The organism is Colwellia sp. SU-HH01172, assembly GCF_057553355.1.
Genome location: NZ_BAAJMB010000005.1, coordinates 193441 through 219900, shown reverse-complemented (window position 1 = coordinate 219900; position 26460 = coordinate 193441). Strand labels below are relative to the sequence as shown.

The window sequence follows — 26460 nt, the reverse complement described above, 5'->3', positions numbered from 1 at the left end:
CTTTAGCTAAGCTAAAGGGACTCATTTCATCAACCTTGTTAGCTTAGCCGACATTTATTCTTCAAGTGGCTGATATGGGTAATTTGAACAAGTGTCGATAGCGTTTTCATCTATCTCAACAAATATTGCAAAACGACCTTTCATTGCTAATGTTTGTTCGCGAAACAAAATAGCATTACCAATGGTGATAAAGCTAAAGGTTAATAACAGTTCACTAATCAAAGCACTAAACATGGGCTGTAAATTGCCCAATACTACTGGTAATATCGCACCCTTAATTTCGTCCTTATATTATTAAGTAGTTATGAAAATTGTTGCAGGTTTTTGGTATACCTTCCTTGTCGTTGTATTATCGATAGGCTTCTTAACAGGAACCATTCAGCAATTCTATTATGTCGGTGGCTGGAACAACGCGCCATTGTTGGCAAAAATTGGCATTCCGCTAACCTTTATTACCTTCATTGGTTTTTGGATAATGATGTTAGAAGACTTTATTGAAAACAAAACTAAACAGCACCGCATATTAATCGGTCTGAGTTTATTTTTTCTGCATTGGATAGCGATTTTAGTCTACTTTTGGGCGGTGGTTTATCGTCGAGAAAAGCAAGAAAGCTAAAATTAATTAGGACAAGTTAACAACCTACCTTTTTCAATATTGTCAGCACCAGTTTATGAAAATGAAGCTGGTAACAATCAACTAAAACATACTGAAAGCCGCGCTTAAAGAAATACTAAGCCAAGTGTTTCTGTTTCATTATGTAACTTATAAAACTAGTGTCCTAAAGTGACATTCCCTTATGTGGCAACTTGCAGTTGAAGTGAATAAAACCTTGCTTGCAATTAAGAAGTTATTTCATGATTTTGCGCAAGCTTGTTTCAATTCTGTAACACTAATTATTTGATGACTCTGGTATATTTCAGTGACGTGATAAAAATAAAGCTCACAGATGGACATAATCTACATTTAAACATAGGTTATTCCCTCGTAATGAGTTGTTGTGCAAATACTTAAATATAGTATATCCCAGCATAAATCTGGAGAAAAATAAGTGTTACAAATAGAACAAATTGAGCTAATTGAAAATGAGATATACGAAGAGAAAAAAACTGTAGACTTTGATACAAAAGAATTTACGATCGAGCACTTGGTTCAAAAGTATGTAAATGGTATTGAAAAAGATGAAAATGACATTTATGTACCTGATTATCAGAGAGAATTCGTATGGGATGATATCAGACAATCAACATTAATTGAATCCATAGTTTTAGGCTTACCTATCCCAGTTATTTTTCTAGCCGAGGATAGTGAGGGAAGATTAGAAATAGTGGATGGCTCTCAAAGGATTAGAACAATAGTAGCCTTTGTTGAAGACAAATTAACTTTAAAAGGGCTTGAAAAATTAAAAAATATGAATGAAGTAAAATTCTCATATTTACCTAAGGCCAGACAGAGAAAAATAGTCAATACTTCTATAAGAACAATAGTTCTATCAGAATCAGCAACAGAAAAAGTAAAAAATGATTTATTTGAAAGAATCAATAAAGGCAGTGACCTATTAAGGAATATGGAAAAAAGAAAGGGGATCTATTCAGGTAGTTTTACTGACTTCATTTATTCGTACACATTAGAAAATAAAGAATTATTGAATAAAATTGCACCATTATCAAAAACCGTGGCTAAACGGCAAGAGCATGAGGAGTTGGTCTTAAGGTTTTTTGCTTTATTCGATGCATTTCCACAATATCAGGGCTTCAGTTCAGGAATAATTTCGATTCTAGATCAGTATATGGCAGAAAAAAACGAGGATTTTCCAGATGAGGAAATGGCGCTTAAAAAACAGCAATTAGATAGTGTTTTGAACTTTGTAGAAAATAATTTTATAAATGGATTCTGCAAAAAGGCTAATCAAGGCGTTTCTCGAATGTTCTTTGAAGCCTTATCTGTAGGCGTTGCAAAGGCTTTATGTGAAAATGATAAGCTGAAATTATCAAAGAAAGCAAACCCAGGATTATGGTTAAGAAACTATGAATTTAAAACTCTTATATCTGGAAAATATCGAAGCCACAATCCAGATAAAGTAAGGCAACGTATAGAGTTTGTCAAAAACAAGGTGTTGGAGCTTTAATTATGCTATCAGTAAAGTCAGCCTTTCGAGATAGAAATGATGAGGCTAAAAAACTGTTAGAGCATATTGCCTTACTTTCCGAAAACGGTGGGGTTATTGAATCTTCAATCTTAAAGTCTAGCTATACGTTATTACTCTATAACAATCTAGAAGCAACAGTATCTTCATCAATAACTAACATTCATGACAGAGCTTCCCATTGTAAGTATGAGGAACTATCTGAAGAGTTTAAAAAGTTGTATGCAAGTTTTTATCACTTTGATATTTCTAAGCGAAAAGTAAAAGACCATTTAGACAGCACCGTTAGCGGTGAGTTTAAATTCCCTAATTTTGAGGAATATTGTAAGCGAATTACAGTATTCTCTGGAAATATTGACCTTAGATCATTAAACGATATTAGTAAAAACTATGGAATTGGTAAGGTTGATCTTAGAGGAAGGAATCCTGAAAATATTCTAACTATAAAAAATAAAAGAAATAAACTAGCCCATGGTGAAGAGTCATTTAGAGATTCTTGCCGACAATATACTCTATCAGAGTTGCAAGAGTTAGGTGATAGTTTAGAAAGGATGCTTGAAAAGTTCATTGAACTTGTTGATGCTTTTTTGAGAGAACGTAGATACATGATTGAAACCTAAATGAAAAACTTCATTGTTAGTGTCTAGGCTGAATAAAATACAGTTAATTATCTCTTCACGATTATAACCAACTTTTTAATCCATTTGATGAGCAGCCGCGCTGCCCAAATTTATAATCAAAATAAGTATCTTTAGACACTTCATCTATCTCAACAAAATAAGCAAAAGTGCCTTTCATTTGCAAGGCATGTTCACTAAACAAAATAGCGTCATCAATTTGTGCAAAGCTAAAGGTTAAGTGCAATTCATTAATCGACGCGCTAAACATCGGCGAAAATGGCGCATTGTTGGTGATGGTGATGGTTTCAATAAATGCGCCTTGTTTGTTGTACGACAATAAGCCGTCTAGCTTGCCTTTGGTTTCATCACCAAATTGGCTTAAGGTAACCTGAAAGCTTATTTGAATATGGCTGCTAGTTTCAGATTGAAAGGCCAGTGTGTTTAGATTAATGATTTCCCTTAGTTTAACGGTATAGCTGTTGCTGCCCTTAGCTTGCTCACGCTTGGTTTTAAGGAATTTCTCTTGCTGTTTTTTTGTCGCTTTTTCACCATTAGCGCTGATCAATAACCATCGTTTATTGATATCAGTATTTGGGGTAAATTGCTCAATACTTTCGGTAATATCGCCTTCTTCATTCTCGAAACGATTGACAGTAAAGCCCCAATGTTTTCGTTCGGTTTGTTCAAACTTAACAATTGCCTGATGGACTTTCTCTTTCAATATGTTGTGCTTTTCAACGCTGTTACCATTGGCAAAGGCACTGGAAACAGCAAATATAAAAACAGCAATAGCCAAACTACACTTAGTATTCATCATAAACTCTCACGGTATTTCTCAATATTTTGCAGTATTTTTTAGTAATTAACTGCCGGATTAATGCTGAGAGCTTATCGCTGCTGCTGTGAAAACTTTGTGAAACCCTGCTTTATCTGTAGCACTTATCACCAATAAAAAAACCAGTGAGTTTCCTCACTGGCTTTTAAAATTTGACTTTTAAGGTTTTAAAGCAAGAGCGCTTAGTTAAAGCACTTAACTTTTAACACTCAATTAGAAATCATAGGTGTAGCTAACACTGAAGATAGTACCCACTTCTTTTGAACGTACGGTAATATCAGACTGAGTAACTTCTTGGTCTTCACCGAGTAAGTTCTTCACCTTCACTTTTACTTTCGAGTTGAAGTCTGGATAATAAGTATAAACCGCATCAAGAGAGTGGAATGGTTGCTCTAGCGCGTCTTCCCTGCCGCCAACACCTGAGGCGATAATACGTTCACCAAATACGTTATAAACTAATGAGCTACTATGATTGCCGTTGGCAGAGTCATAATTTAGCTGTAAGTTAACTACGTATTCTGAATGCCCTGTCATGCGTTTTTTCGGATTGGTTAAGTTGCCGGCAAAGGCTGGGTCAATCGAGACTTCAGAATCACTTAAGGTAATGTTACCTGAGGTAAAGAAGCCATCGGCTAACCAGGTTAAGTCGTGCAACCATTCTGCTTCAATACCATAAACTTCTGCCGTTTCACCATTAACAAACGATAAGGTGTAGTCTTCATCACCAATTGATAATACTGACTCGATTGGTTTTTCGATATCTTTGTAGAATAAGCCGACTGAGTAGTTGTCGCCATTGCTAGCGTAATACTCGTAACGGGCATCGTAGTTTTTAATTGGGCTACTTTCTAAACCCACACGACCTATGGTGCGAATATCCGTTAATGGGTCGTAGTATGCAACAGGTACCACTTCACGTAAGTCAGGTCGTACTACGGTTTCACCGTAACCGAAACGAATTTGGTAATCGTCACCACCAATATAGGTAAACGATAACGCGCTGAAGAAGTCATCTGCTATGATGCTGCCGTCTTTAATTTTATCTTCTGAAAAGAATACATCTAAGTCTTCTTTTTTGAAAATTAAGCTAGAAGTGGCTAATGAAGTTTGTTTGAATTCTTCATAACGTACACCACCACTAACACGCCACTTTCCTTGATAAATTAAGTCGAAAGCACCGTAACCAGCATCAATTTTCTGCCCTGCTAAGTAATCGTCGGCGTCTGGTGCTGTTGGTTCGTTAAAATCAACTAAAATGCTGTTGTTATCAAGCAATTCATCGGTTAAATAACTAGTTACACCTAGCACTGAATCAGCACCTGAATTCACTGGAATTTTCACGCCACTGTCGTTGTTAACGGTAAAACTTGAGGTGGTGTAGTAACGGCCTTTATCAGAGAAGTCGTAACCAGCTTTAAATTCAAGTTCGATGTCTTTGAAATAAAGCGGTAGTGTTACGTTACCACTGTAAGACTTCACGTTATCTTCAAGCGCTAAGTATGAATAAACCACACGGTTGTCATCACCTGTAATGTCAGATTTTTGATAAGCGCCATCAACATAGGTGTCGATAAACTTATATTTAACATCGGTTGGAATTTCTGTTTCTGCGGTTGATTCCGTATATTGCCAGTCAACCCCTAAACCTGCGTAGTCAGTAAAGGTATGCTTACCCATAAACTGCATAATTTCTAGGCTGCGCTCTTCGTAATTAAATTCATGTGAACGCTGTGCTTGGCCGTTTCCGAAAATAGTGTCAACGGTACTGCCGTTCGGGCTTTCGATTATGCCGATAACACTTTCGTCTTCGTTGTCTTCAAGGTAAATATTTGTCCAAGCTAGTTCGTGATTATCAAGCTGATAACCAAGGTTAAATACTGCGCTTAGGCGTTCGTTTTCGGTAGTAACTTGTGAAGACTTTACCGTGTTGTAACAGGCATTGGCGATTTGCTCGTCGTTCAGTAACGTTTCACTACAATCGTCAGAGAAGTTTTCGCTTACCACCGCTGATTTTTTATTAGCAAACTGCCATTTGTTATCGTAAGAAACCGCTGCTAAGAAACCTATTTGGCCGCCAAAGTAGTTTTCGTCAAATGAATTACCTATGCTCGCTTTGATGTTATACGTCGGGTCGAGCGATTCATCTTTCATCACCATATTGCGCGGTAATGATTTTAGTAAACCTTGGTTAATGGCAGTGGCTTGTTCACCACGTGTTGCACTGTCGTTGTCAGTTAAGTTATCGGTTAAGATAATATTACGCAGCGAAAAGTCACCTTTGTATTGTACTATGGCGTTTTGTAATTCGCTTGGTAAACCATTGCCTTGGCGGTTGTAGGTGTAGCCGTCTTGTGAGTTTTCATCAAAAGCTAAGCCCACTTCAACACTGGCAACAAAGTCTTTAGGAACTGACTTAGTTCGAATGTCGATTGCGCCACCACCGAATGCCGCTGGCATGGACGGAGAATATGACTTTTGCACTGACAAACTTTCGATAATGCTGGCGGGGAAAATATCAAGCGGTACCACATTTCGGGTTAAATCAGGGCTTGGAATATTGGCGCCGTTTAAACGGGCACTTGAATAACGCTCACCTAAACCACGCACATAAATAAATTTACCGTCGACTAATGTTAAACCAGTAACTCGTCGTAATGCCGATGCAGCATCACTATCACCAGTTTTTGAAATTTGTTGTGAACCTAAAATATCAGCAACAAACGCTTGATTACGACGTTCTTCAATAACTGCCGCGGCACTACCTTGTAATCGGGTTGCTTTAACTACAACCTCTTCCATTACGTCGCTCTCTTCTGGTGTGCCTTGTGCTAATACACTTGGGACATTGGCTAATAACCCCAGACCAACGGCAAGAGAAACTCTTTTAAGTCTATGTTGAGTTGTCATGTTTAAATCCTGCTTTCAAATCAAGTTAAAAAAAGACGCAGCACTCACTGCGTCTAAACTGGTTTTAAACCGTTAATTAATCTTGATCTGCTGCTGTAACAGCCGCTTCAACCCACTTGTACCAGTCTGAGTTAGTATCGTTTTCTGATACTGCGCCGATGTAGTTACCCGCTTGGAAGAAAGCACCTAAGCCTGATAAGTCGTTAGCCGTTACTGTAATGTCGGCTGAATCAACATCGGTTGCGAAAGCATTTGCCAATACATTTGAAGTGCTAGCAATACGTTGGTTTGCGCCACTGTTGTCGAACCAATCAGCTTTTGCTGTGCCTGTTAATGCTGTTGGCTCTTTGCCTGAAACAAAGGTTTGTTCGCCTTTAAACTCATTTACACAGGCCATTACTGAGTTAGAGAATGAAACTTCATCAACGTTGATTTCACCGTCTGACTTATGTTCGATACAGTTAGTACCGTTAGTGCCATCAGTTTTAACGATAAGGGTGTTGTAGTACATTGATTTAATGGCATCATCGAATTTGAATGCTTGTGATGGGTCATCATCACGTACTGAGCTACCGTCGGTAGTTATCACAGTTACGTTAGCAAACGTTGGGTTTGAAGTTGGTGCTTCAGAATATTCTGCACCGCCGTTTTTCTCACCGTCAGTTTCGAAACCATTGTTACCCATGAATACGTCTGAGCCAGCAGGAATTATTCTTTCAGCTTCTACAACCACACCATTTTCAATTACGGCAGGGATCACAACTTCCTTCTTTGTTTGCACAGTGCCGTGTTTAACAAAAATGTATTGGCCGTTACCTTGCCAACCTGCATCAATATCAATGGCGTCATCTTGAGTATCGGTTACCACAATGTGGCTAATGTCTGCTGCGCCACCGAAGAATTCAATGCCGTCATCAAAACCTTGGTGAATGTGAATGTAGTCAAATGCTGAGCCTGAACCTACAGCGTTCAATGTGAGTGAGTTAAGGTCATCACCTTCGCCACCTGAACGTGGGCCAGAGCCTGCGTACCAAATGTTGGCAAATTGAATAGTACCGCTGTTGTCAGCGTTGTTGTTACCACCAAAGTAGCTAGTAACACCTTCAGTGGTTACGTTACACGTGCTTGCTGCGCGTTGTGCGTCGGTACATTGGTTAGTAATACCAAAACCGTTAATGATAATTCCGCCCCAGTCAGCAAACTGTGCGCCGTTACCTACTACATCTAAACGCTCGTAAGCATTAGCAGAAGTGAAAGTAATTGGTTTTTCTAGGGTACCAATAGCGTTAATTTTAGCACCACGACCAATGCGAATAATCGCTTCACCAGACGTAAACGCTAAGTTAGCACCTTCAACAACGGTTAATGTTGGGCCGTTAGCTACCACTGCACAACCGGTTGTGGTATCACAATCTTTACCCATCAACAGTGCGCCGTTAAATACATGAACGCCGTCGTCAGGTAATTCGGTGAAGGTTAAGTCAGTTTCTATTTCAATATTCTTACTGGCAAATGCTGCTGTGTAATTACAATCGCGGCCGTCATACGAGCCTTGTAAGTCGCCACGAGTAGCACAAGGGTTTGTATCACCCGTGTTACCACCGCCATCAGTGTTATTTGAGTTATTGGTACTATTATCAACACTATTGTCATTTACGGTTGGCTTAATTTTAATGTCACCACCACAACCAACTAAAGCCATAGCACTTACAATTACACTTACTTTAAATAGATTTTTGATACTCATTACAGTTCTGCTCCGCAGATTTATTATTAAAAAATTTGCGATAATAGTACGGAGCAAAAATGACAAAATTGTTGAAATAATGTGTAGTTTTTATTTCGTTAATTTGACGAAGAGATGACAAAAACAAGTCAGGAGTATGACAAAGCATGTAAGCCTTATACACATACTAAACTTGAGAAATTCAACAAATGATAAAGAGAGTAGACGACAGCGCTAAGCGTGGTTAGTTATGTCATATAGATAACATTGCTAATTTAAAAAATAAAAAACCGAGCATTACCGCTCGGTTTTAAAGTTCAATCAGCTTTATTTACATAAAGATTATTGAATAAATATTAAGGTCTCATTTCTTCCTGATCAGCACCTTCTTTTTCGATAACTTCAGGAATTAAGTCTTCTTTCGAAATACCTAAGGCTAAAGCAACCGAGCTGGCAACGTAAACTGAAGAGTATGTACCAACAAAAACACCTAACAGTAATGCAGTAGCAAAACCGTGAATTAGCGCTCCACCTTTAAAGAACAAGGCTGCTAATACTAGTAAGGTAGTAATTGAGGTTATAAAGGTACGCGATAGTGTTTGTGTTAAAGAAATATTAATTACTTCTTCTGGGCCACCAACACGTACTTTTCTAAAGTTCTCACGAATACGGTCAGAAACAACAATAGTATCGTTGAGTGAGTACCCTATAACCGCGAGTATCGCCGCTAATACCGTTAAATCGAATTCAAGTTGCAATACCGAGAATAAACCTAAGGTTAACAAAACATCGTGGAAAAGTGCGATAACTGAACCGAGTGCAAAGCGCCATTCAAAGCGAAAGGCAACATACACTAGAATACAAATAAGCGCTGTTAGCATAGCTAAACCGCCTTGCTCTGCTAGTTCATCACCAACACTGGCACCAACAAACTCAATACGGCGCATATCGATAGCTTGTCCGGTACCTGACTGGAGAACGTCGAGCACTTGGTTACCTAGCATTTCGGCTTTCACATCTTCACGGGTTGCTAAACGAATAACCACATCGCGGCTTGAGCCGTATAGCTGCACAACAGCATCATCAAAACCATTCGAGTCCATTATGCTACGAATTTGGTTCAAGTCAGCCGCTTGTTCAAAACCGACTTCGATTAAGGTACCGCCAGTAAAGTCTAAACCAAAATTTAGCTTATTAGTTGCTAATGAAAAGATAGAACCCGCCATCAACAAAATACTGAATAACATGGCTACCTTGCGGTAGCTCATAAAGGCAACAGTTTCTTTTAATTTTAAAATTTGCATAGTCTTGAAGCCTTACTATATAGACAATTTGTCGAGACGCTTACCGCCCCAAACAGCATTAACAACGGTACGAGTACCAACAACAGCAGTAAACATTGACGTAATGATACCGATTGATAACGTCACAGCGAAGCCTTTGATTGGGCCAGTGCCGACTGCAAATAGAATTAATGCAGCAATTAAGGTGGTAATGTTGGCATCAATAATAGTTGAAAACGCAGCGTCATAACCTTGGTGAATTGATTGCTGAATTGATTTACCTTCTCGCATTTCTTCACGAATACGCTCAAATATAAGTACGTTCGCATCAACCGCCATACCAACGGTTAATACAATACCTGCCATACCAGGTAAAGTTAAAGTTGCACCTGGGATCATCGACATAACGCCAATAATCAACACTAAGTTTGCCCCTAGCGCTAAGTTGGCAACAACACCGAAAGCACGGTAGTAAACTAGCATAAATAAGAACACTAAGCCGAAGCCCATCATAATTGCTTGAAAGCCTAACTGTACGTTTTCAGCACCTAAGGTTGGGCCAACAGTACGTTCTTCTACAATTTGAATTGGTGCTATTAATGCACCTGCACGTAACAATAACGCTAAATTATGTGCTTCTGCTTGGCTACCCGCCCCCGTAATACGGAAGGTTTTACCTAAACGGGCTTGAATGGTAGCAACACTGATCACTTCTTCAATTTTCTCAAAGATAGTATTGCCTTGTGCATCAACACGATCAGTTGGCTTGTACTCTATGAATACGGTTGCCATTGGCTTACCAATACTGTTTTTAGTGCCGTTTGACATTTTGCTGCCACCAGCAGAGTCTAAGGTAATATTAACTTGTGGGCGGCTGTATTCATCAAAGCTAGAACCCGCATCAACAATATGATCACCGGTTAGCATTACGCGTTTTTTCAATAATACTGGTTGGCCATTGCGCTCTTTCAACAATTGTGAGCTGCCAGGAACACGACCATTAAGTGCCGCACTTAAATCGCCATCTGTATCAACTAAACGAAACTCAATAGTTGCCGTGGCGTTTAAAATCTCTTTCGCTTTAGCGGTATCTTGAACACCCGGTAATTCGATAACAATGTGCTTTTTACCTTGACGCTGCACTAGCGGCTCGGCAACACCAAGTTCATTAACACGGTTACGAATAATAGTAATGTTCTGTTGCAGTGCATATTCACGTGTTTCTTTTAACTTTTGCTCGGTCATTTTTGCCGATAAAGTTAGTGTGCTTTCATCCGTTTCGATTAATAAATCACGATTTTGCTTTTCAAGAAACGACTCTGCTTTATCTAAGTCTTCAGCATTACGAAATTGAACATTAATTGAATCATTGGATTTTTTCACTGAGCGATAACGAATTTTTTCACCACGTAAGCCGCTACGAAAATCATCAACTAAACTATCTTGTGCTTTAACAATAGCTTCGTTCATGTTCACTTCCATTAAGAAGCTAACACCGCCACTTAAATCTAAACCTAACTTCATTGGCGTGCCGCCAAGGCTTGCTAGCCATTCAGGCGTTGCAGGAGTCAAGTTTAACGCCACTGAATACTCGTCACCAATGCTTTCGTCAAGCAAATCACGCGCACGTAATTGTTGTTCAGTGTCATTGAATCGAGCCAAAATTTGGCCTTTTTCTAAGACAATGCTAGCGTATGAAATACTTTCACTATCTAATTGCGACTTTACATTATCTAATGTTGTCATGGTGGTTTCTACACCACGCAAGCCCGAAATTTGTACCGCGGGGTCTTCACCATAAAGGTTTGGAGACGCATACAAAGCACCAATAGCAACTATAAATAGCACCATTAGTGACTTCCACAATGGATATTTGTTTAACACAAGTTCATCCTATCTTCTTTTTGAATCGCTCTAATATATTGCAATAATATCGGAACAAAGTTTATGAGTATTTCATTGCTCTAGTTACGCAAAAGTGCCAATTGATGATCTACCAATTAAGCACTTTTAATATAACTACAGCTTAAAACAACAAAATCTCGTTATAGAGACTTCATTGTGCCTTTTGGCAATACCGCATTAATAGCACCTTTTTGTACTGTCACTTCTGTACCTTCAGCTATGCTTACTACGATAAAGTCTTTTTCGTCAGAAACTTTCACAATTTTCCCAACAATGCCGCCTTGCGTTAATACTTCATCACCTTTTGATAATTCAGCCATTAAGCTTTTATGCTCTTTTACACGCTTAGCTTGTGGGCGGTAAATCATAAAATAAAACACTAAACCAAATACTGCTAACATGATTAACATTGACGTACCGTCAGCTTGTTGAGCAGGTGCTGCAGCAGCGTGGGCTTGGCTAATAAATAAACTCATAAATTCCTCTTATTATTTTTTCTAATTAATGCTTGGTGAATTTAAACCGGTTAAAGTTTTAATTTGTTTCATTGCCTGTTGGTGAGCCAGCTAATGGCGGTACAGGTAAATCGCGTAATGCATAGAATTCGGTAACAAACTCATCTAGTTTGCCTTGCTCTATAGCATCGCGCAATCCTTTCATAACACGTTGATAAAAACGTAGGTTATGCATAGTATTCAATTGCGAGCCTAAAATCTCATTACACTTGTCTAAATGATGCAAATAAGCACGCGAATAGTTTTTACAAGTATAACAATCACAGTCAGGATCTAATGGCCCTGTATCCGTTTTATGACGAGCATTTCTAATTTTTATCACACCATTGGTGACAAATAAATGTCCATTTCGAGCGTTACGCGTTGGCATCACACAATCAAACATATCAATACCACGACGCACACCTTCAACTAAGTCTTCAGGCTTGCCTACTCCCATAAGATATCGGGGTTTATTTTCTGGGATCAAGGGGGTGGTATGATCTAATATGCGAATCATATCTTCTTTCGGCTCACCTACTGATAATCCGCCAATAGCATAACCATCAAAGTCGATACTAGTTAGGCCGTTGACCGAGACTTCACGTAAGTCTTCATACATGCCACCTTGAACAATGCCAAACAGCGCATTGGGGTTACCTTGGTGAGCATCTTTAGAGCGCTGAGCCCAACGTAACGACAATTCCATCGACACTTTTGATTCTTCATGACTAGCAGGATACGGCGTACATTCGTCAAATATCATCACAATATCTGAGCCTAAGCTGCGTTGCACTTCCATTGAACGTTCAGGTGTTAACATGATTTTTTCACCGTTAACCGGCGAGCTAAACTTCACGCCTTCTTCAGTGATTTTTCGCATTTTACCTAAACTAAATACTTGGAAGCCGCCTGAGTCGGTAAGAATTGGCTTATCCCAATTGATAAAATCATGTAAGTCACCGTGTTGCTCTATAATTTCAGTGCCCGGACGTAACATTAAGTGAAAGGTGTTACCTAAAAGGATTTCTGCACCAGTATCAGCTACTTCTTCGGTTTTCATACCTTTTACTGTGCCGTAGGTACCAACCGGCATAAATGCTGGAGTTTCCACTGTGCCACGGGCAAATGTTAAACGGCCACGTCGTGCTTTACCGTCAGTTGTTAACAGTTCGTACTGCATGGCTTTTTTTTCTGTTTTGTCTGTCATTTTACTTCCTTCACCTACTAGCGAAACAGGCTAGCGGTTTTCTGTTTTAGCTGCTAGAGGTTCTAGCTAACTATAATGTTTTACTCTTTAAGGTTAATTATCGGTGTGTAGTTTTTTCGTTAAAAACATCGCATCACCATAACTAAAAAATCGATATTGCTCAGCCACGGCATGTTGGTACGCCGCAATAATATTATCGTAGCCAGCAAAAGCGCTAACTAACATCAACAAGGTTGATTCTGATAAGTGAAAATTAGTGACTAAGGCATCAACTATTTGAAATTCATAGCCTGGGGTAATAAAAATATCAGTGTCGCCATAAAACTCGCCAAATGCTTTGCCCTGCTCTTTTGCGGCTTTTGCAGCGCTTTCTAAGGAACGTACCGAGGTAGTGCCAACCGCGATCACTTTACCGCCATTAGCTTTAGTTTGATTAATTTGTTCGACAACCTTTGTTGGCACTTCAACATATTCTGCATGCATAATATGGTCAGCTATTTCATCAACTTTAACTGGCTGAAAGGTACCGGCGCCAACATGTAAAGTGACAAAAGCAAAATCAACTCCTTTGGCTTTAAGCTTTGCCATTAATTCATCATCAAAATGCAAACCTGCCGTTGGCGCGGCAACCGCCCCAGGCTTTTCATTGTAGACTGTTTGATAACGTTCGCGATCGCTGTCTTCATCTGGGCGGTCAATATACGGCGGCAATGGCATATGGCCTATTTCTTCAAGTACCGTTAGTACCGAATCTTCACCCGCAAACTCAAGCTCAAATAGCGCATCGTGCCTTGCTACCATAGTCGCCTTTACTTTACCTTCAAGTAGTATTTCACTACCTGGCTTTGGCGACTTACTACAACGAATATGAGCTAGCACACGCTGTTCATCTAATAATCGTTCAACCAAAACTTCTAGCTTGCCACCGCTGGCCTTTTGGCCAAACATACGCGCTGGGATCACTCGGGTATTGTTAAATACCAGTAAATCACCTGCGTTAACATGATCAATTAAATCAGTAAAAGTTTCATCCGCGAGTTCGCCACTATTACCGTTAAGCGTCATTAAACGACTGGCTGAACGATCGGCTTTAGGATATCGAGCTATTAGCTCTTCAGGTAAATCAAATGAAAAATCGGCAACACGCATGATAAATTAACTAGTTTAAAGATGAAAAAACGCGTAATTTTAGTGCTGCACGCCATGAATAGCAAGTAAAATAGCACTTTGCTTGTGCTAATAATCTAATTCAAAAAGGTAACAACAGATAGCACTTGTGTTTACCTTTTTGAAACTAAGTAATTAAGTTAAAAATGAGAGTTTTTGATCACTCACATTCCACTAATTCAACACTTGGTTCATCTAAACCAACCATGCTCATGGTGTATTTTACATAACAAAAATTATTCAATAGTTTATTAGTCGACGAATCAACATTGTCAGCAACGGTAATTTCAGCACTATAATTATCACTACCATTATCAGTAAATGTTGTGACGACAAAATCATCTTCAAAGCTAAGGCCGATGCCATCAACTAAAACCGATAAGGTTTTATTATCGGGTGCCGGATAGCCAAAGCCAAAGGTACAACCTGCGCAACCGGTAATAATGTCTTCCGCTTTTGGTGTTGTGCCAGAGTTTAATATTTGCTTATCAACACCTTTAACCAACAATTTTGCATGTGTTGTACTTATGGCCGATTCTAAGGCTCCTTTTAATCCCTGTAATGCTGCCGTCTGAGCCTCCGATTGCAAGTTAACAAAACGCGGAGCAGCAACAGCAGCAAGAATTCCAAGGATAACAATAACAACAACAAGCTCGATCAGAGTAAAACCTTTGTTTTTAACCATCTTCTTTAACTACCTATATTTAAAACTGGTTGCCGAAACTTAGTTCATATTTTTGGCAACAATAGGTTGCTATTTTAACGTATTAACCGCGACATCAAAGCAAAATTCCCTCAAGATAACAATTTCACACAATCCATTAACACTAAGCGGTAAGCCTATTGCTGAAAAAATTCACGGCACCAACATAACAGCTAATATTTAACCTTTCATCGCAGTCAGCAAGAATATAGCCATTAATACCAAGGCGCTATCACCAAAATTAATAGTGACTATAATTTAAAAATAATCACCTAAAACCATCATTTTAACGTATGCTGAAACTATACGACTCTGTTAGGTAAGCCCATGAAAAATCTTGCTTTCGCGATAGCTAAAACCATCATTAACGGCTTCGAACGCCATATTTATCTTTATAGCGAAATCACCCAAACGGCAAAACAACGTTTTGAACAGTACCAGTGGTCTCAAGTACAGGAAGCGGCAAAAGCCCGCACCGACTTTTATGAACTGCGGGTTGAAGAAACTTTAGATACCATCAAACAAGATTTTTTTATCGCTGAACTCGACGACGAACTTTGGCAATATGTTAAAAATTGCTATATCGAATTGTTAAACCAACATCCGCAACCTGAGTTAGCAGAAAGTTTTTATAACTCAGTTTTTTGTCATTTGTTTGAGCGTAAGTACTACCACAACGCATACATTTTCGTGCAATCAACCGCAACACGATTAGATGCTTTACCAACGCCGAAAATATTCACCAGTTATCATCCGGCAGAAAATGGGCTTTTTCAAACCATTAGCCACATCATGAAAAAGCAAAATTTTTCCGTGCCATTTACGCATTTGAAAAAAGACGTTAATACCCTAATTGCAAAATTTCGTCAGCAAGCCCATAAAACTCGTTATCAACTATCAGACTTGCAATTTGATATTTTAGATTCTGTGTTTTATCGCAATAAAGGTGCCTACATTATTGGCCGAGTCATTTCTCCTGCTGGTGAAACGCCGTTTATTATTTCACTGCTCAATAATGAAAAAGACGGCCTATTTATAGATGCGTTAATCACTGAAGGTGAGCATATGGCGGTAGTGTTTGGTTTTGCCCGCGCCTATTTCTTTGTTGATTGTCAGCATCCTCATGCCTTGGTTGAATTTCTAAATCGCTTAATTCCTCACAAAACTCAAGCGGATTTGTATTCCGCTATTGGTTTTCACAAGCAAGGCAAAACTCAATTCTACCGTGATTTTTTAAATCACTTAGACAACAGTGAAGACAAGCTAGATCTCGCTCCGGGCATCAAGGGCATGGTAATGTCAGTATTTACCTTACCTTCTTACCCTTATGTATTTAAAATTATTAAAGATAAATTTTCGCCCAGTAAGAACATGACCCGCGCAGATGTAAAGGGAAAATATCGCTTAGTAAAACTCCATGATCGCGTTGGTCGCATGGCAGATACTATGGAGTATTCAGAAGTTGCCTTCCCTAAAGACAGGTTCAGTGAAGAACTACTAACCGAACTTAATACCGTAGCACCTTCACTGCTGCGCTTTGAAAATGGTTTAGTGATCATCAAGCACATGTATATTGAACGCAAAATGACACCGCTAAACTTATATCTTGCCAAAGCCAGCGATGAAGAAGTTGATAATGCTATGTATGGCTACGGTAAAGCGATTAAGCAATTGATTGCCGCCGATATATTTCCCGGTGATATGCTGTTAAAAAATTTCGGTGTTACCCGTCATGGTCGAGTCATATTTTATGATTACGATGAAATTACCTATATGAACGAGGTGAATTTTCGTGTTAAACCTGAGCCTATGACGGAAGAGCAAATTTATGCGTCTGAGCCATGGTATTCGGTCGATCCCGGCGATGTTTTTCCTGAAGAAATTGCGACCTTCGCGTTAGCAAACAAACGTTATCGGGAAGCATTTTTGCGCCATCATGCAAACTTATTAGAAGCAAAATATTGGCAAGCATGTCAAAGTGATGTTGCCAAAGGGATTGTCGCCGATGTTTACCCTTACCCTGAACAATCACGATTTTGCCATTGGCAAAATAATTAAAGCTTTGCATTGCTATAACAACATGATGTAAAAGAGCAAAAAATGAGTTAATTGCTTTAAAAACGACTGATCCGCTGTTTATTTAAGCGAACAGTCATTTTTTTTTAAATTAGTCTTTACCTTTGGCTTTGCATCAGTATAATTCGAATCCGTTGCAGGGGTGTAGTTCCAATTGGTAGAACAGCGGTCTCCAAAACCGACGGTTGGGAGTTCGAATCTCTCCACCCCTGCCATTTTCCTTTCTTGTGTTATTGTTTATTTTTAGCAAACTTTTCAATTTTCTAGTTTTTCCTAGCTTTAAATTCTGTCATGATATCTATGATTTTTAAGATGCCTAGAACCATATGAGTATTACCAAAAGACAATTTGATTTATTAAAAGCGATGGATATTACCGTTTGGCAAAGACGTGAGTTATCGACTCTTGCCCAACAATCTGAGCAGTCAGGTATTGCAAGCATTGCACCTACTCAACAGGCTATTGAAAATAATGCTAAAGCACAGGCAATGGCGACAGACGAAGCTCATCAACCCTCACCAAATAAGAGCATTAACCTCAATCTGACAGAGTTATTAAATCAACAATTGTTCAATGACGTGTTGCTTTGTATTGGGGCAAGCCGAGCAGATTTATCTGTGCAAAGTGATCAAGTTGATTTAGGGCTGATTAATTGGCAATTCACTGACAATGAACAAATTGAGTTTGGGCATAATTGTCTAAAAACGCCAAATTTAAAAACCTTAGCCAAATCAGTACAGTTAAAAAAAGCACTTTGGCAATCAATAGGACCATTAAGCTCATCATGACTCAGAATTTAAATCATATTTTTACGCCTATTAGCCAAGACAGTGTTGATGAACTGATGCCTATCGAGCTTGCATGTCATGTTCATCCTTGGAGTGAAAAAACATTTAAAAGTTGTATTGGTGGCCGTTACTTTGGTGAATATTTAACCGTCGACAAAACCATTGTCGGGTTTTACGTTGGCGAGCATGTTGCGGGTGAATCAACGCTAATGGACATTTGTGTTGCACCTGAGCAACAAGGGAAAGGCTTAGGTAAAGTTTTATTATTGCAGTTTTTTCAACACTGTAAACAGCTATCAACCGAAAGCATTTTTCTAGAAGTGCGAGCAAAAAACATCAGTGCGCAAATGCTGTACATCAATCAAGGTTTTAGCGAAATTTCACGCAGAACCGGCTACTACCCTAGTAACACTGGCTTTGGCTATGAAGATGCCATTGTAATGTCAAAAAAACTCTAGCAACTATTACTGTAATAACACTTAACTACATAATATTACCTAGCCAAGCTATTTCTTTGTCGCAAACAAAATTACACTTTAATTATCCTTTACTATTACGCTGTTCATTATGCAAAGTAGTCAAACACACACGGATAACTGTGTTAGTCATTATTTTTCTGCGGGAGCCAATATGGCCGTTATCGACACCAACAATATTATTGATCAAGTGATGACTGATGCGCTACAGCAGCTTAGTGCCCTTACGGGTTTAGAACAAAACCAAGTGATAGAGTTACTAGCCAATAAGTACGCCAGTCAAATCGAGAAACCTCGACAAAATAATCATAGCCCTTTGCTAAACAATGATGAGAGCCAATTTATTGGACAGCTATTCAACTAACAACTTCCTTTGCAATCTATAAATCAGTACGCATGATACACAATGGCGTAAAGCGTCAATATATTATCCTCCCAACACCTCTTGACATATTATGTCTTCACCTCTAAGTTAGTAGCGCGTGTTTTCTTTAATGTGTTGTTCTAGAAATTCGTTAAGTTCCTTGTTTGCACCCACCGAATAGGTAGTGGCTTTGTCGCTGCCTTAATTTAAGTTTTGGAGTACATATGAATAAAGTAAATTACGTTCTAGCTATCATCCCATTGGCTTTAACGCTATCTGCTGTGGCAAAGTCTAACCAATTAACCGCTGTTGATGACGACGTTATTGCCAAACAACGAGCTGCTCTCGCTGCTAACACAAAAGGTAAAGGTTTCGGCCCACAATCACCACGTAATATCGATGTTAAAGCTGGCACTAACCCCCGAATTTTTAACGCAGCACCAGCATCTAATCGTATGAACTTGTGCAACATACACTTTCATAAAAATGCCGAGCATGCCGGTGGACAATTTGCAAAATATGCCGGTAATGGCGACGGCCATGGCTTTCAAAGTGGCTATGTTTATTCAGGCTCGCTAACGGTAAAAGAAAGCCAACCTATTGCAGCGCCAGCTTGCCCTAGCAAACATGGTGGCTTGCAAGCTGGTGATACCATAGAAGTTCATTACGTGCACTCTTCAGCTCAAGTAACACCAGGGGCAACTTTAGGTGCATGTTTAAGTGAGTCGATTAAAAATCCACAATTACGTGTTGAAGCCCAAGTCTATGTTTTAGTCAACAACAGCGATGCGTTAAATTTCGACGCCCTAACGTCATTTTCTAAACAAGGTAACTATTACCAAGCGACTAATATTCCTAGCAATACCGGCAATCCGGTAAGTTACAGCGGTTCAACAACAGGCCCGAGTTACAATGAAGCAGGCTCACCATTGCAGGTCACTTGGAATGTACGCCCAGAAGTAGCAAAGGTTGATATCAATTCCGTTGCTAACTGGTGTCAAGGCAATGAATTTAATGAAGATCACGCCCATGGTGTTCGGAACTTAGTCACCAATACAGAGCTGCTTTCAGTAATCAAATAGTCGCTTTGTTTCTAGTAAAATGACAATAGCCTTATATTTCGCTTAACCTCAAAACGAAAGCTGAAATAAGGGCACAAAAAAGGCCAGACGCGAACGCGTCTGGCCTTTCAATTTAACGAGCAACAACTTAATTCAATCTCGCTACTACCAGTTTTCAACACCTTTCATGTCAGGTAATTCATGAGCAATACCTTTATGACAATCAATACAGGTTTTTTCACCTGATGCCAGAGCATCGGAGTGCATTTTAACACTACGGTTACCTTGCTCAGAGAAATCCATGTATTCAAAGTTATGGCAGTTACGACATTCTAATGAATCATTATCTTTCATGCGTTTCCATTCGCGTTCAGCCATAGAACGACGGTGTTCAACGAACTCTTCACGAGTGTCAATTAAACCGGTCAGCGCGCCCCAAACCTCTTTGCTGGCAGCAATTTTACGAACAATTTTGTCAGTCCACTTTTTCGGAACATGACAATCTGGACACGTAGCACGTACACCGGAACGGTTCGAATAATGAATAGTTTCTTTATACTCTTCATAAACATTGTCTTGCATTTCGTGACAGCTAATACAAAACTCTTCCGTGTTGGTTACCTCTAACGCGGTGTTAAAGCCACCCCAGAAAATAATCCCACCAGCAAAACCGATTGCCAGAATAAACCACATAGCGGCACTACTTGGCGATTTTAAAAACGTCCACATACTCTTTAGCATTTTATACCCCTTCGCGTGATAGCGGCTTATTCATTACCCAATGATTCAACCGGTTTAAAGGTATTCTCAACCAAAGGAGCGGCATCAGCTTGTGTTACATGGCACTGTGAACAAAAGTAACGACGCGGAGAAACATCCGATAGTGTTTTACCGTCACGCGTTTCAAAATGCGTTAAACTAATTTTTGTTGCGCCTGTTTCAGCCGCATGTTTCCAGCTGTGACAACTCAAGCATTTGTTACTATTTAAATCAACACGATAACCACGCGTTTGATGCGGAACCATAGGGGGTTGATGAACATAATTACGCGCTATAGGATTTAAATCTTTTGGTACACGTTTCAGGTTTTCTGCTTTACGGGTTTCATCTAGGGTTGCAGCCCCACGAATGGTCGCTAAACCGCCGGGGTTAACTTCTTCAGCTAATGATGAGCCCGTTAAGAATGTAGCTAATGCCATCACTATAATCGGTAATATTCTCATTGTTTTACCTCCGCCTTAATAGGCAATCTTGTCGTTATTTTAAAAACATCTTGCGAACACACGTCAATACAACGCGCACAATTTGTACAATCAGCTGAGGTGATCATCGGGCCATAACCCTTATTTTCGCCAAACAGTGGCATTTTCAATACTTGCGGCTCAGTACATACGGTAAAGCAATCCATGCACTTATCACACTTTTCACGTTGATAAGCAGAAACTTTAACCGGACTATAACGACCTAAAATATTGTAAAATGCGCCTAATGGGCAAACATGACCACACCAACCGTGCTCTACGAGCAATAAATCAAAGAAGAAAATGCCAATTAATACTATCCAACTAAAGCCCATACCAAAAATCACACCGCGGTGAAACATTGATACTGGGTTTATCAGTTCCCATGCCATAGTACCGAGTATAATTGGTAGCACTAATGACATAGCTAACACCCAGAAACGGGTTTTACGAGATAGCTTAGTTGACGTTCTAATTTTTAACTTTCTACGCAACCAATGCGCACTATCAGTAATCAAATTGACCGGACAAACCCAAGCACAGAAAAAGCGCCCACCGACAAAAAAGTAAAAAGCGGCAACAATAACAGCACCAATAATTGCCGTTAGCTCTGGAATATGACCTGCTGCAAATGATTGCAACAACATAAAAGGGTCGGTCATGGGCACAGTGTCCAATAAAACACTTGCGCTCAAATTCCCTTTTAAAATCCAGATCCCAGCCAGAGGACCTAATAAAAACAGGGCAAGTATGCCGAGTTGACTAAGTCTTCGTAGCAGCAAAAATTTATGCGCACCAAACCAACCTTTTAACTCAATAGCTTCTTGTCCGACTGAGGCTTTCATTATGAACCTCCGCCAGGTAAGCGATCAGGCAAATCAAGCACTTCATCTATTAATGAACCACCGGCTTTGTCTTTTTCAATCCAACCCCAACGGTAATGATGGCCTAATTCACCTTTAGCTATTTCTCGTGGTAGTACTTTTATCGCAGCATCTTCTAGCGGGCAAGCATGTTCACATTTACCACAACCAGTACACAAATCTGAATGCACGGTCGGAATAAACATCGCATGATGGCCGGTGCGGGTATTACGCTCAATTTCCAACGTAATGGCTTCATCAATCAAGGGGCAAACCCGATGACAGATATCACAACGTAAGCCCTGCGTATTAAGACATGTTTCCCTATCGATAAGGACGGCAAGCCCCATTTTTGCATCGTTAATTGATTCCAACTCAGGCGAAATTGCCCCGGTTGGACATGCGGTTTGGCAAGGAATATCCTCACACATTTCGCACGGAATTAAACTCGCATCAAAATAAGGTGTTCCAGTGGTTACTGGTTCAAACATCTTGCCTAACTTTAACGTATCGTAAGGACAGGCTTCTACACATAAGCCACAACGTACACACGCGGCTAGAAAATCTTCTTCTGTTAATGCTCCTGGCGGACGTAAACATTGTGCTGATAAACTTTGTGATTGCTTGGCATAGCCAGCCAACCCTAGCCCTAAAAGGCTAGTGCCACAAACACCACGGCCAGCGTCAGTTATAAACTGGCGTCTAGACATTTTCCTTGGTTGGTGGCGTTTATCAGCAGTCATGTTACGTCTCTGTTATCCGATTAAAATGATTCGTTAAACATCAAAGTAATTAAGCTTTGATAATTTTAACGGCACACTTTTTAAAGTCCGTTTCTTTTGAAAGCGGATCAGTTGCATCAAGTGTTAATTTATTGGTTAGCTGCTTAGCGTCAAACCAAGGCATAAATACTAAGCCTTTAGGCGGACGGTTACGGCCTCGGGTTTCAACACGTGTTCGTACTTCACCACGACGAGATTGAATAATACATTCTTGACCACGGCGTAAATCACGTTTTTTAGCATCCTCTGGGTGCATAAATATCACCGCATCAGGGAAGGCTTTATGCAGCTCAGGTACACGAGCAGTCATTGAACCTGAATGCCAATGTTCAAGCACACGACCGGTACTTAACCACAAGTCAAATTCTTCATCTGGAGACTCAGCTGGTGGCTCATAAGGTAAGGCAAAGATATTCGCTTTATTATCTTTTTTACCATAAAACTGCACTTCACTGCCTTTAGCCACATATGGATCATATCCTTCACGGAAACGCCATAATGTTTCTTTACCATCAACTACCGGCCAACGTAAGCCACGTGCTTCATGATAGACGTCAAAATCAGCTAAATCATGAGCATGGCCACGACCAAAGCTAGCATATTCTTCAAATAAACCTTTTTGAATATAAAAACCAAAATGGTCAGCTTCTTGGTTGCTATCACCTTTACAGTCAGACGTTGGGAACTTATCAACACTACCGTTAGCGTATAGTACGTCATACATGGTTTTACCACGTACTTCTGGTTGCTTAGCAATTAACTCTTCAGGCCAAACATCTTCAATTTTAAAGCGTTTAGAGAATTCTACTAACTGCCATAAATCAGAACGAGCTTCGCCTGGCGCACTAACTTGTTGATGCCAAAATTGCGTACGACGCTCGGCATTACCGTAAGCACCTTCTTTTTCTACCCACATTGCTGTTGGTAAAATCAGATCAGCTGCTTGTGCAGTAACGGTTGGGTATGGGTCAGAAACCACAATGAAGTTTTCAGGATTACGATAGCCCGGCAAAGTTTCTTCATTCATGTTTGCCGCAGCTTGCACGTTGTTGTTACATTGCACCCAATAAGCATTCAACTTACCGTCTTTAAGCATACGGTTTTGTAATACCGCGTGATAACCTGGTTTTGGTGGAATAGTACCTTCTGGAAGTTTCCAAATTTTCTCAGCCGTTGCTCTGTGCTTAGGGTTTTTAACCACTAAATCAGCCGGTAAACGGTGTGAGAAGGTCCCTACTTCACGCGCGGTACCACACGCTGACGGTTGACCGGTTAATGAGAACGGGCTATTACCTGGCTCAGAAATTTTACCGGTTAACAAATGCACGTTATACATTAGGTTATTGGCCCAAACACCACGAGTATGCTGGTTGAAGCCCATAGTCCAGAAAGACGTGACTTTTACTTTTGGATCAGCGTAAAGTTTCGCCATTTCAATTAAGTTAGCTTCAGGTACACCCGATAGTTTTGAGGCATACTCAACCGTATAGGTGCTAACAAATTTAGCATAAGCTTCAAAGCTCATCGGCTTAGAACCACCCTTACCTGGGTTTTTCGCAGCTTGCTCTAATGGATGCGTTGGACGTAAACCATAACCAATATCGGTAACACCTTCACGAATATTGACATGCTTTTTCAAGAAGTCTTCGTTAACGGCATTATTTTGAATAATGTAGTTAGCTATAAAGTTTAGAATGGCCAAGTCGGTTTGTGGCGTAAATACCATACCGTTATCAGCAAGTTCAAAACTACGATGTTTAAAGGTAGATAATACATGTACTTTGACATGCGGTGCACTTAAACGACGATCAGTTAAACGTGACCATAGAATAGGATGCATTTCTGCCATATTTGAGCCCCAAAGCACAAATGCGTCAGCATGTTCTAAATCGTCATAACAGCCCATAGGCTCGTCGATACCAAAGGTACGCATAAAGCCACCAACAGCAGACGCCATACAGTGACGGGCATTGGGATCGATGTTATTTGAACGGAAACCTGCTTTCATTAATTTAGAAGCAGCATAGCCTTCCCACACTGTCCATTGGCCTGAGCCAAACATGCCAACGGAAGTAGGGCCTTTTTTCTTGATCGCCGCTTTAAATTTATCCGCCATGACATCAAAGGCTTTATCCCAGCTCACTGGGGTAAAATCACCTTCTTTATCAAACTCACCATCGGTCATTCTTAATAACGGTTGAGTTAAACGGTCTTTACCGTACATAATTTTTGATAAGAAATAACCTTTAATACAGTTAAGGCCTTTGTTTACTGGCGCATCTGGGTCACCTTGTGTAGCAACTACTTTGCCTTGTTGCGTCCCCACTAAGACACTACAACCGGTACCACAGAATCGACACGGTGCTTTATCCCATTTGATGGCACTGTCTGAAGATTTTGTGATCAGATTCGATGCCGAAGCTGGAATCGCAACACCTGCCGCAACAGCTGTCGCTGCAACCGCATTTGCTTTGATAAAATCACGTCTTGTTAAAGTCATTGTTTTTCCCCCTGATGCTGAGGTAAGCCAGCGTCATTGTGATGAAATATTAATGATGATGAAATAACACCAGGTACATTACCCATGTCAGTAATCGTCTCAATAATACGTTGTGCTTGATTTTTCTCGCCTTCAATCGATTCAACAGTAACCACTAAGCTACCATTCTCCCCTTTGACATGAACTTCTGCGCCAGGGAACTCGCCCAAATCAGCAGCCACTTTCTCTGCCTTCTCTGGATGAGCCATAAACATAACTCCTGCTATATTTACGGGGCTTTCTTCTAAAAGATTAATCACATTATTCGCCCTCTTTATTTAAATTCTATTCTGTTAGGTTTATCAAAAACCTAGATAAACTGTGTTACTCGGTTGGCTTGGCACCAAACATTTTCAAAATAATTACTGCAACAATCGCCGTGGCAATAAAACCAAATAAGAAAATAAATGGCATTGAGGAGTACCCCAATACATTCCATATTAGTTGTTCTAATTCACTCATTTTGTGCTCCTAAAGAAGACGTTGATAGTTTGATTGCAGACTCGGGACATACCGAAACACAAGCGCCACAGCCATTGCAGTCATTTAAAATAATATTGGGTTGAGGCACCGAGGCCTGAAGGTATTTAAAAACGATAGCTTCTGTTTCGCAGCTATCTTGGCAGATTTGACAATGTATTTGCTTCGTTGCTAGGCAACCTGAGCTAATTTCTATATTAAGTTGCCAAGGAGAGGTATCGAAAGCGTTAAATAATGGCTCATCACAAGCTAAAACACATTGTTGACAAAAGGTACATTCACCAGCGTTAAAGTTTATTTCTGGAAAGCCGCCATCACCTTTGATAATAATATTTTCTTCGCAAGCAGTTTGGCATTTACCACATTGCGTACAACCGCGAGTAAATAAAGCTTCGTCAGCTGTCCAAGGCAGCCTAATTGCAGGAGGAGTTGAAACTTTTTTTGCTCGCATAAAGTTGCGACGACGTAAATCAACCATGGAAACCTATTACTACATTTGCCTGTAAGGCTTTTATCCTTACCAGAACTTATCAATGCCAAACATTATGTGACGACAATACAATATCTATTAGTCAAATAACTTGATGTAAATCAAAATACTTAAGTACGTTACAAATAAAACCCTATTTAAACTAAGGTTAACATTTAAAAACAAAAATCAATCAATATAAAGCATAGACTATCCATTGTTTTTTAATCATTTTTTGTTTTATTTAATCAAAAAGACAAAGCCGTTACTTTTTTATAGTCCAATAACAAAAAAAGACCAACTATGTGGTCTTTTTTTACCTAATTG

Annotated in this window: 26 protein-coding genes and 1 tRNA gene; 9 read left to right on the top strand and 18 right to left on the bottom strand. The window is 39.7% G+C overall.

The genetic code is table 11. The annotated features are described in order from the left end of the window. Positions 1-54: 54 nt before the first annotated feature. Positions 55-234, bottom strand: a complete 180-nt coding sequence (locus AC27JP_RS14570) for a hypothetical protein (protein ID WP_487116324.1) — start codon at positions 232-234, stop codon at positions 55-57. A 70-nt stretch (positions 235-304) separates the two neighbouring features. On the opposite strand from AC27JP_RS14570, the gene AC27JP_RS14565 reads away from it, so the two are divergent. The 3 genes from AC27JP_RS14565 to AC27JP_RS14555 all read left to right on the top strand — a co-directional run bounded on the left by AC27JP_RS14565 (position 305) and on the right by AC27JP_RS14555 (position 2764). Continuing rightward, positions 305-616: a hypothetical protein gene (locus AC27JP_RS14565; protein WP_487116322.1), complete on the top strand. Its 312-nt coding sequence runs from the start codon at positions 305-307 to the stop codon at positions 614-616. A 433-nt stretch (positions 617-1049) separates the two neighbouring features. Then, on the top strand, positions 1050-2126 hold the full coding sequence (locus tag AC27JP_RS14560) for a DUF262 domain-containing protein (protein WP_487116320.1): 1077 nt from the start codon (positions 1050-1052) through the stop codon (positions 2124-2126). A gap of 2 nt (positions 2127-2128) precedes the next feature. Next, the gene (locus AC27JP_RS14555) at positions 2129-2764 is read left to right on the top strand and encodes an MAE_28990/MAE_18760 family HEPN-like nuclease (protein WP_487116318.1); all 636 of its coding nucleotides are present in this window, start codon (positions 2129-2131) and stop codon (positions 2762-2764) included. A gap of 61 nt (positions 2765-2825) precedes the next feature. Here the strand turns inward: AC27JP_RS14555 and AC27JP_RS14550 are convergent, their stop codons facing one another. The 9 genes from AC27JP_RS14550 to AC27JP_RS14510 form a co-directional block, all read right to left on the bottom strand. Next, positions 2826-3581: a hypothetical protein gene (locus AC27JP_RS14550; protein ID WP_487116316.1), complete on the bottom strand. Its 756-nt coding sequence runs from the start codon at positions 3579-3581 to the stop codon at positions 2826-2828. A gap of 231 nt (positions 3582-3812) precedes the next feature. Beyond that, positions 3813-6506 (bottom strand): TonB-dependent receptor plug domain-containing protein, encoded by a 2694-nt coding sequence (locus AC27JP_RS14545; protein ID WP_487116314.1) that lies wholly within the window; start codon positions 6504-6506, stop codon positions 3813-3815. A 76-nt stretch (positions 6507-6582) separates the two neighbouring features. Further along, the gene (locus AC27JP_RS14540; RefSeq protein ID WP_487116312.1) at positions 6583-8253 is read right to left on the bottom strand and encodes a hypothetical protein; all 1671 of its coding nucleotides are present in this window, start codon (positions 8251-8253) and stop codon (positions 6583-6585) included. 335 nt (positions 8254-8588) lie between these two features. Next, positions 8589-9536 carry a protein translocase subunit SecF gene (gene secF, locus AC27JP_RS14535; RefSeq protein ID WP_487116310.1) on the bottom strand — a complete coding sequence of 316 codons (948 nt, stop codon included), beginning with the start codon at positions 9534-9536 and terminating at the stop codon, positions 8589-8591. 15 nt (positions 9537-9551) lie between these two features. Further along, positions 9552-11399: a protein translocase subunit SecD gene (secD, locus tag AC27JP_RS14530; protein ID WP_487116308.1), complete on the bottom strand. Its 1848-nt coding sequence runs from the start codon at positions 11397-11399 to the stop codon at positions 9552-9554. Positions 11400-11560: 161 nt separating this feature from the next. Then, positions 11561-11896, bottom strand: coding sequence for a preprotein translocase subunit YajC (gene yajC, locus AC27JP_RS14525; RefSeq protein ID WP_487116306.1), 336 nt, complete (start codon positions 11894-11896; stop codon positions 11561-11563). A gap of 58 nt (positions 11897-11954) precedes the next feature. After that, on the bottom strand, positions 11955-13097 hold the full coding sequence (gene tgt, locus AC27JP_RS14520; protein WP_487116543.1) for a tRNA guanosine(34) transglycosylase Tgt: 1143 nt from the start codon (positions 13095-13097) through the stop codon (positions 11955-11957). A gap of 120 nt (positions 13098-13217) precedes the next feature. Then, positions 13218-14273, bottom strand: coding sequence for a tRNA preQ1(34) S-adenosylmethionine ribosyltransferase-isomerase QueA (gene queA, locus AC27JP_RS14515; protein ID WP_487116305.1), 1056 nt, complete (start codon positions 14271-14273; stop codon positions 13218-13220). A 178-nt stretch (positions 14274-14451) separates the two neighbouring features. After that, the gene (locus AC27JP_RS14510; protein ID WP_487116303.1) at positions 14452-14976 is read right to left on the bottom strand and encodes a type II secretion system protein; all 525 of its coding nucleotides are present in this window, start codon (positions 14974-14976) and stop codon (positions 14452-14454) included. Between the two features lie 345 nt (positions 14977-15321). Between AC27JP_RS14510 and aceK the strand changes: the two genes are divergently transcribed. The 6 genes from aceK (at position 15322) to AC27JP_RS14480 (ending at position 19780) form a co-directional block, all read left to right on the top strand. Further along, positions 15322-17052, top strand: coding sequence for a bifunctional isocitrate dehydrogenase kinase/phosphatase (gene aceK, locus AC27JP_RS14505; protein ID WP_487116301.1), 1731 nt, complete (start codon positions 15322-15324; stop codon positions 17050-17052). A 156-nt stretch (positions 17053-17208) separates the two neighbouring features. Next, a tRNA-Trp gene (locus tag AC27JP_RS14500) sits at positions 17209-17285 on the top strand. Between the two features lie 111 nt (positions 17286-17396). Further along, a complete protein-coding gene (locus AC27JP_RS14495) occupies positions 17397-17858 on the top strand; it encodes a hypothetical protein (RefSeq protein ID WP_487116299.1) in 462 nt (153 codons plus the stop codon). Beyond that, the gene (rimI, locus tag AC27JP_RS14490; protein WP_487116297.1) at positions 17855-18316 is read left to right on the top strand and encodes a ribosomal protein S18-alanine N-acetyltransferase; all 462 of its coding nucleotides are present in this window, start codon (positions 17855-17857) and stop codon (positions 18314-18316) included. The genes AC27JP_RS14495 and rimI overlap by 4 nt, the downstream gene beginning before the upstream one ends. A 109-nt stretch (positions 18317-18425) precedes the next feature. Continuing rightward, on the top strand, positions 18426-18698 hold the full coding sequence (locus AC27JP_RS14485) for a hypothetical protein (protein ID WP_487116295.1): 273 nt from the start codon (positions 18426-18428) through the stop codon (positions 18696-18698). 224 nt (positions 18699-18922) lie between these two features. Further along, positions 18923-19780: a delta-class carbonic anhydrase gene (locus tag AC27JP_RS14480; protein ID WP_487116293.1), complete on the top strand. Its 858-nt coding sequence runs from the start codon at positions 18923-18925 to the stop codon at positions 19778-19780. A 144-nt stretch (positions 19781-19924) separates the two neighbouring features. On the opposite strand, the gene AC27JP_RS14475 is transcribed toward AC27JP_RS14480, so the two are convergent. From AC27JP_RS14475 to napF, 8 genes are all read right to left on the bottom strand, one after another. Beyond that, positions 19925-20500, bottom strand: a complete 576-nt coding sequence (locus AC27JP_RS14475; RefSeq protein WP_487116291.1) for a NapC/NirT family cytochrome c — start codon at positions 20498-20500, stop codon at positions 19925-19927. Between the two features lie 26 nt (positions 20501-20526). Next, the gene (locus AC27JP_RS14470) at positions 20527-20958 is read right to left on the bottom strand and encodes a nitrate reductase cytochrome c-type subunit (protein ID WP_487116541.1); all 432 of its coding nucleotides are present in this window, start codon (positions 20956-20958) and stop codon (positions 20527-20529) included. 20 nt (positions 20959-20978) lie between these two features. Beyond that, a complete protein-coding gene (gene napH, locus AC27JP_RS14465) occupies positions 20979-21845 on the bottom strand; it encodes a quinol dehydrogenase ferredoxin subunit NapH (RefSeq protein ID WP_487116289.1) in 867 nt (288 codons plus the stop codon). After that, entirely contained in the window at positions 21845-22606 is a 762-nt protein-coding gene (gene napG / locus AC27JP_RS14460) for a ferredoxin-type protein NapG (RefSeq protein WP_487116287.1), read from the bottom strand. The genes napH and napG overlap by 1 nt, the downstream gene beginning before the upstream one ends. 49 nt (positions 22607-22655) lie before the next feature. Then, positions 22656-25145 (bottom strand): nitrate reductase catalytic subunit NapA, encoded by a 2490-nt coding sequence (gene napA / locus AC27JP_RS14455; RefSeq protein ID WP_487116285.1) that lies wholly within the window; start codon positions 25143-25145, stop codon positions 22656-22658. After that, positions 25142-25444, bottom strand: a complete 303-nt coding sequence (locus AC27JP_RS14450) for a chaperone NapD (protein WP_487116283.1) — start codon at positions 25442-25444, stop codon at positions 25142-25144. The genes napA and AC27JP_RS14450 overlap by 4 nt, the downstream gene beginning before the upstream one ends. A 64-nt stretch (positions 25445-25508) precedes the next feature. Next, the gene (locus AC27JP_RS14445) at positions 25509-25646 is read right to left on the bottom strand and encodes a TIGR02808 family protein (protein ID WP_487116281.1); all 138 of its coding nucleotides are present in this window, start codon (positions 25644-25646) and stop codon (positions 25509-25511) included. Beyond that, positions 25639-26142, bottom strand: a complete 504-nt coding sequence (gene napF / locus AC27JP_RS14440; RefSeq protein ID WP_487116279.1) for a ferredoxin-type protein NapF — start codon at positions 26140-26142, stop codon at positions 25639-25641. The genes AC27JP_RS14445 and napF overlap by 8 nt, the downstream gene beginning before the upstream one ends. Positions 26143-26460: the final 318 nt, after the last annotated feature.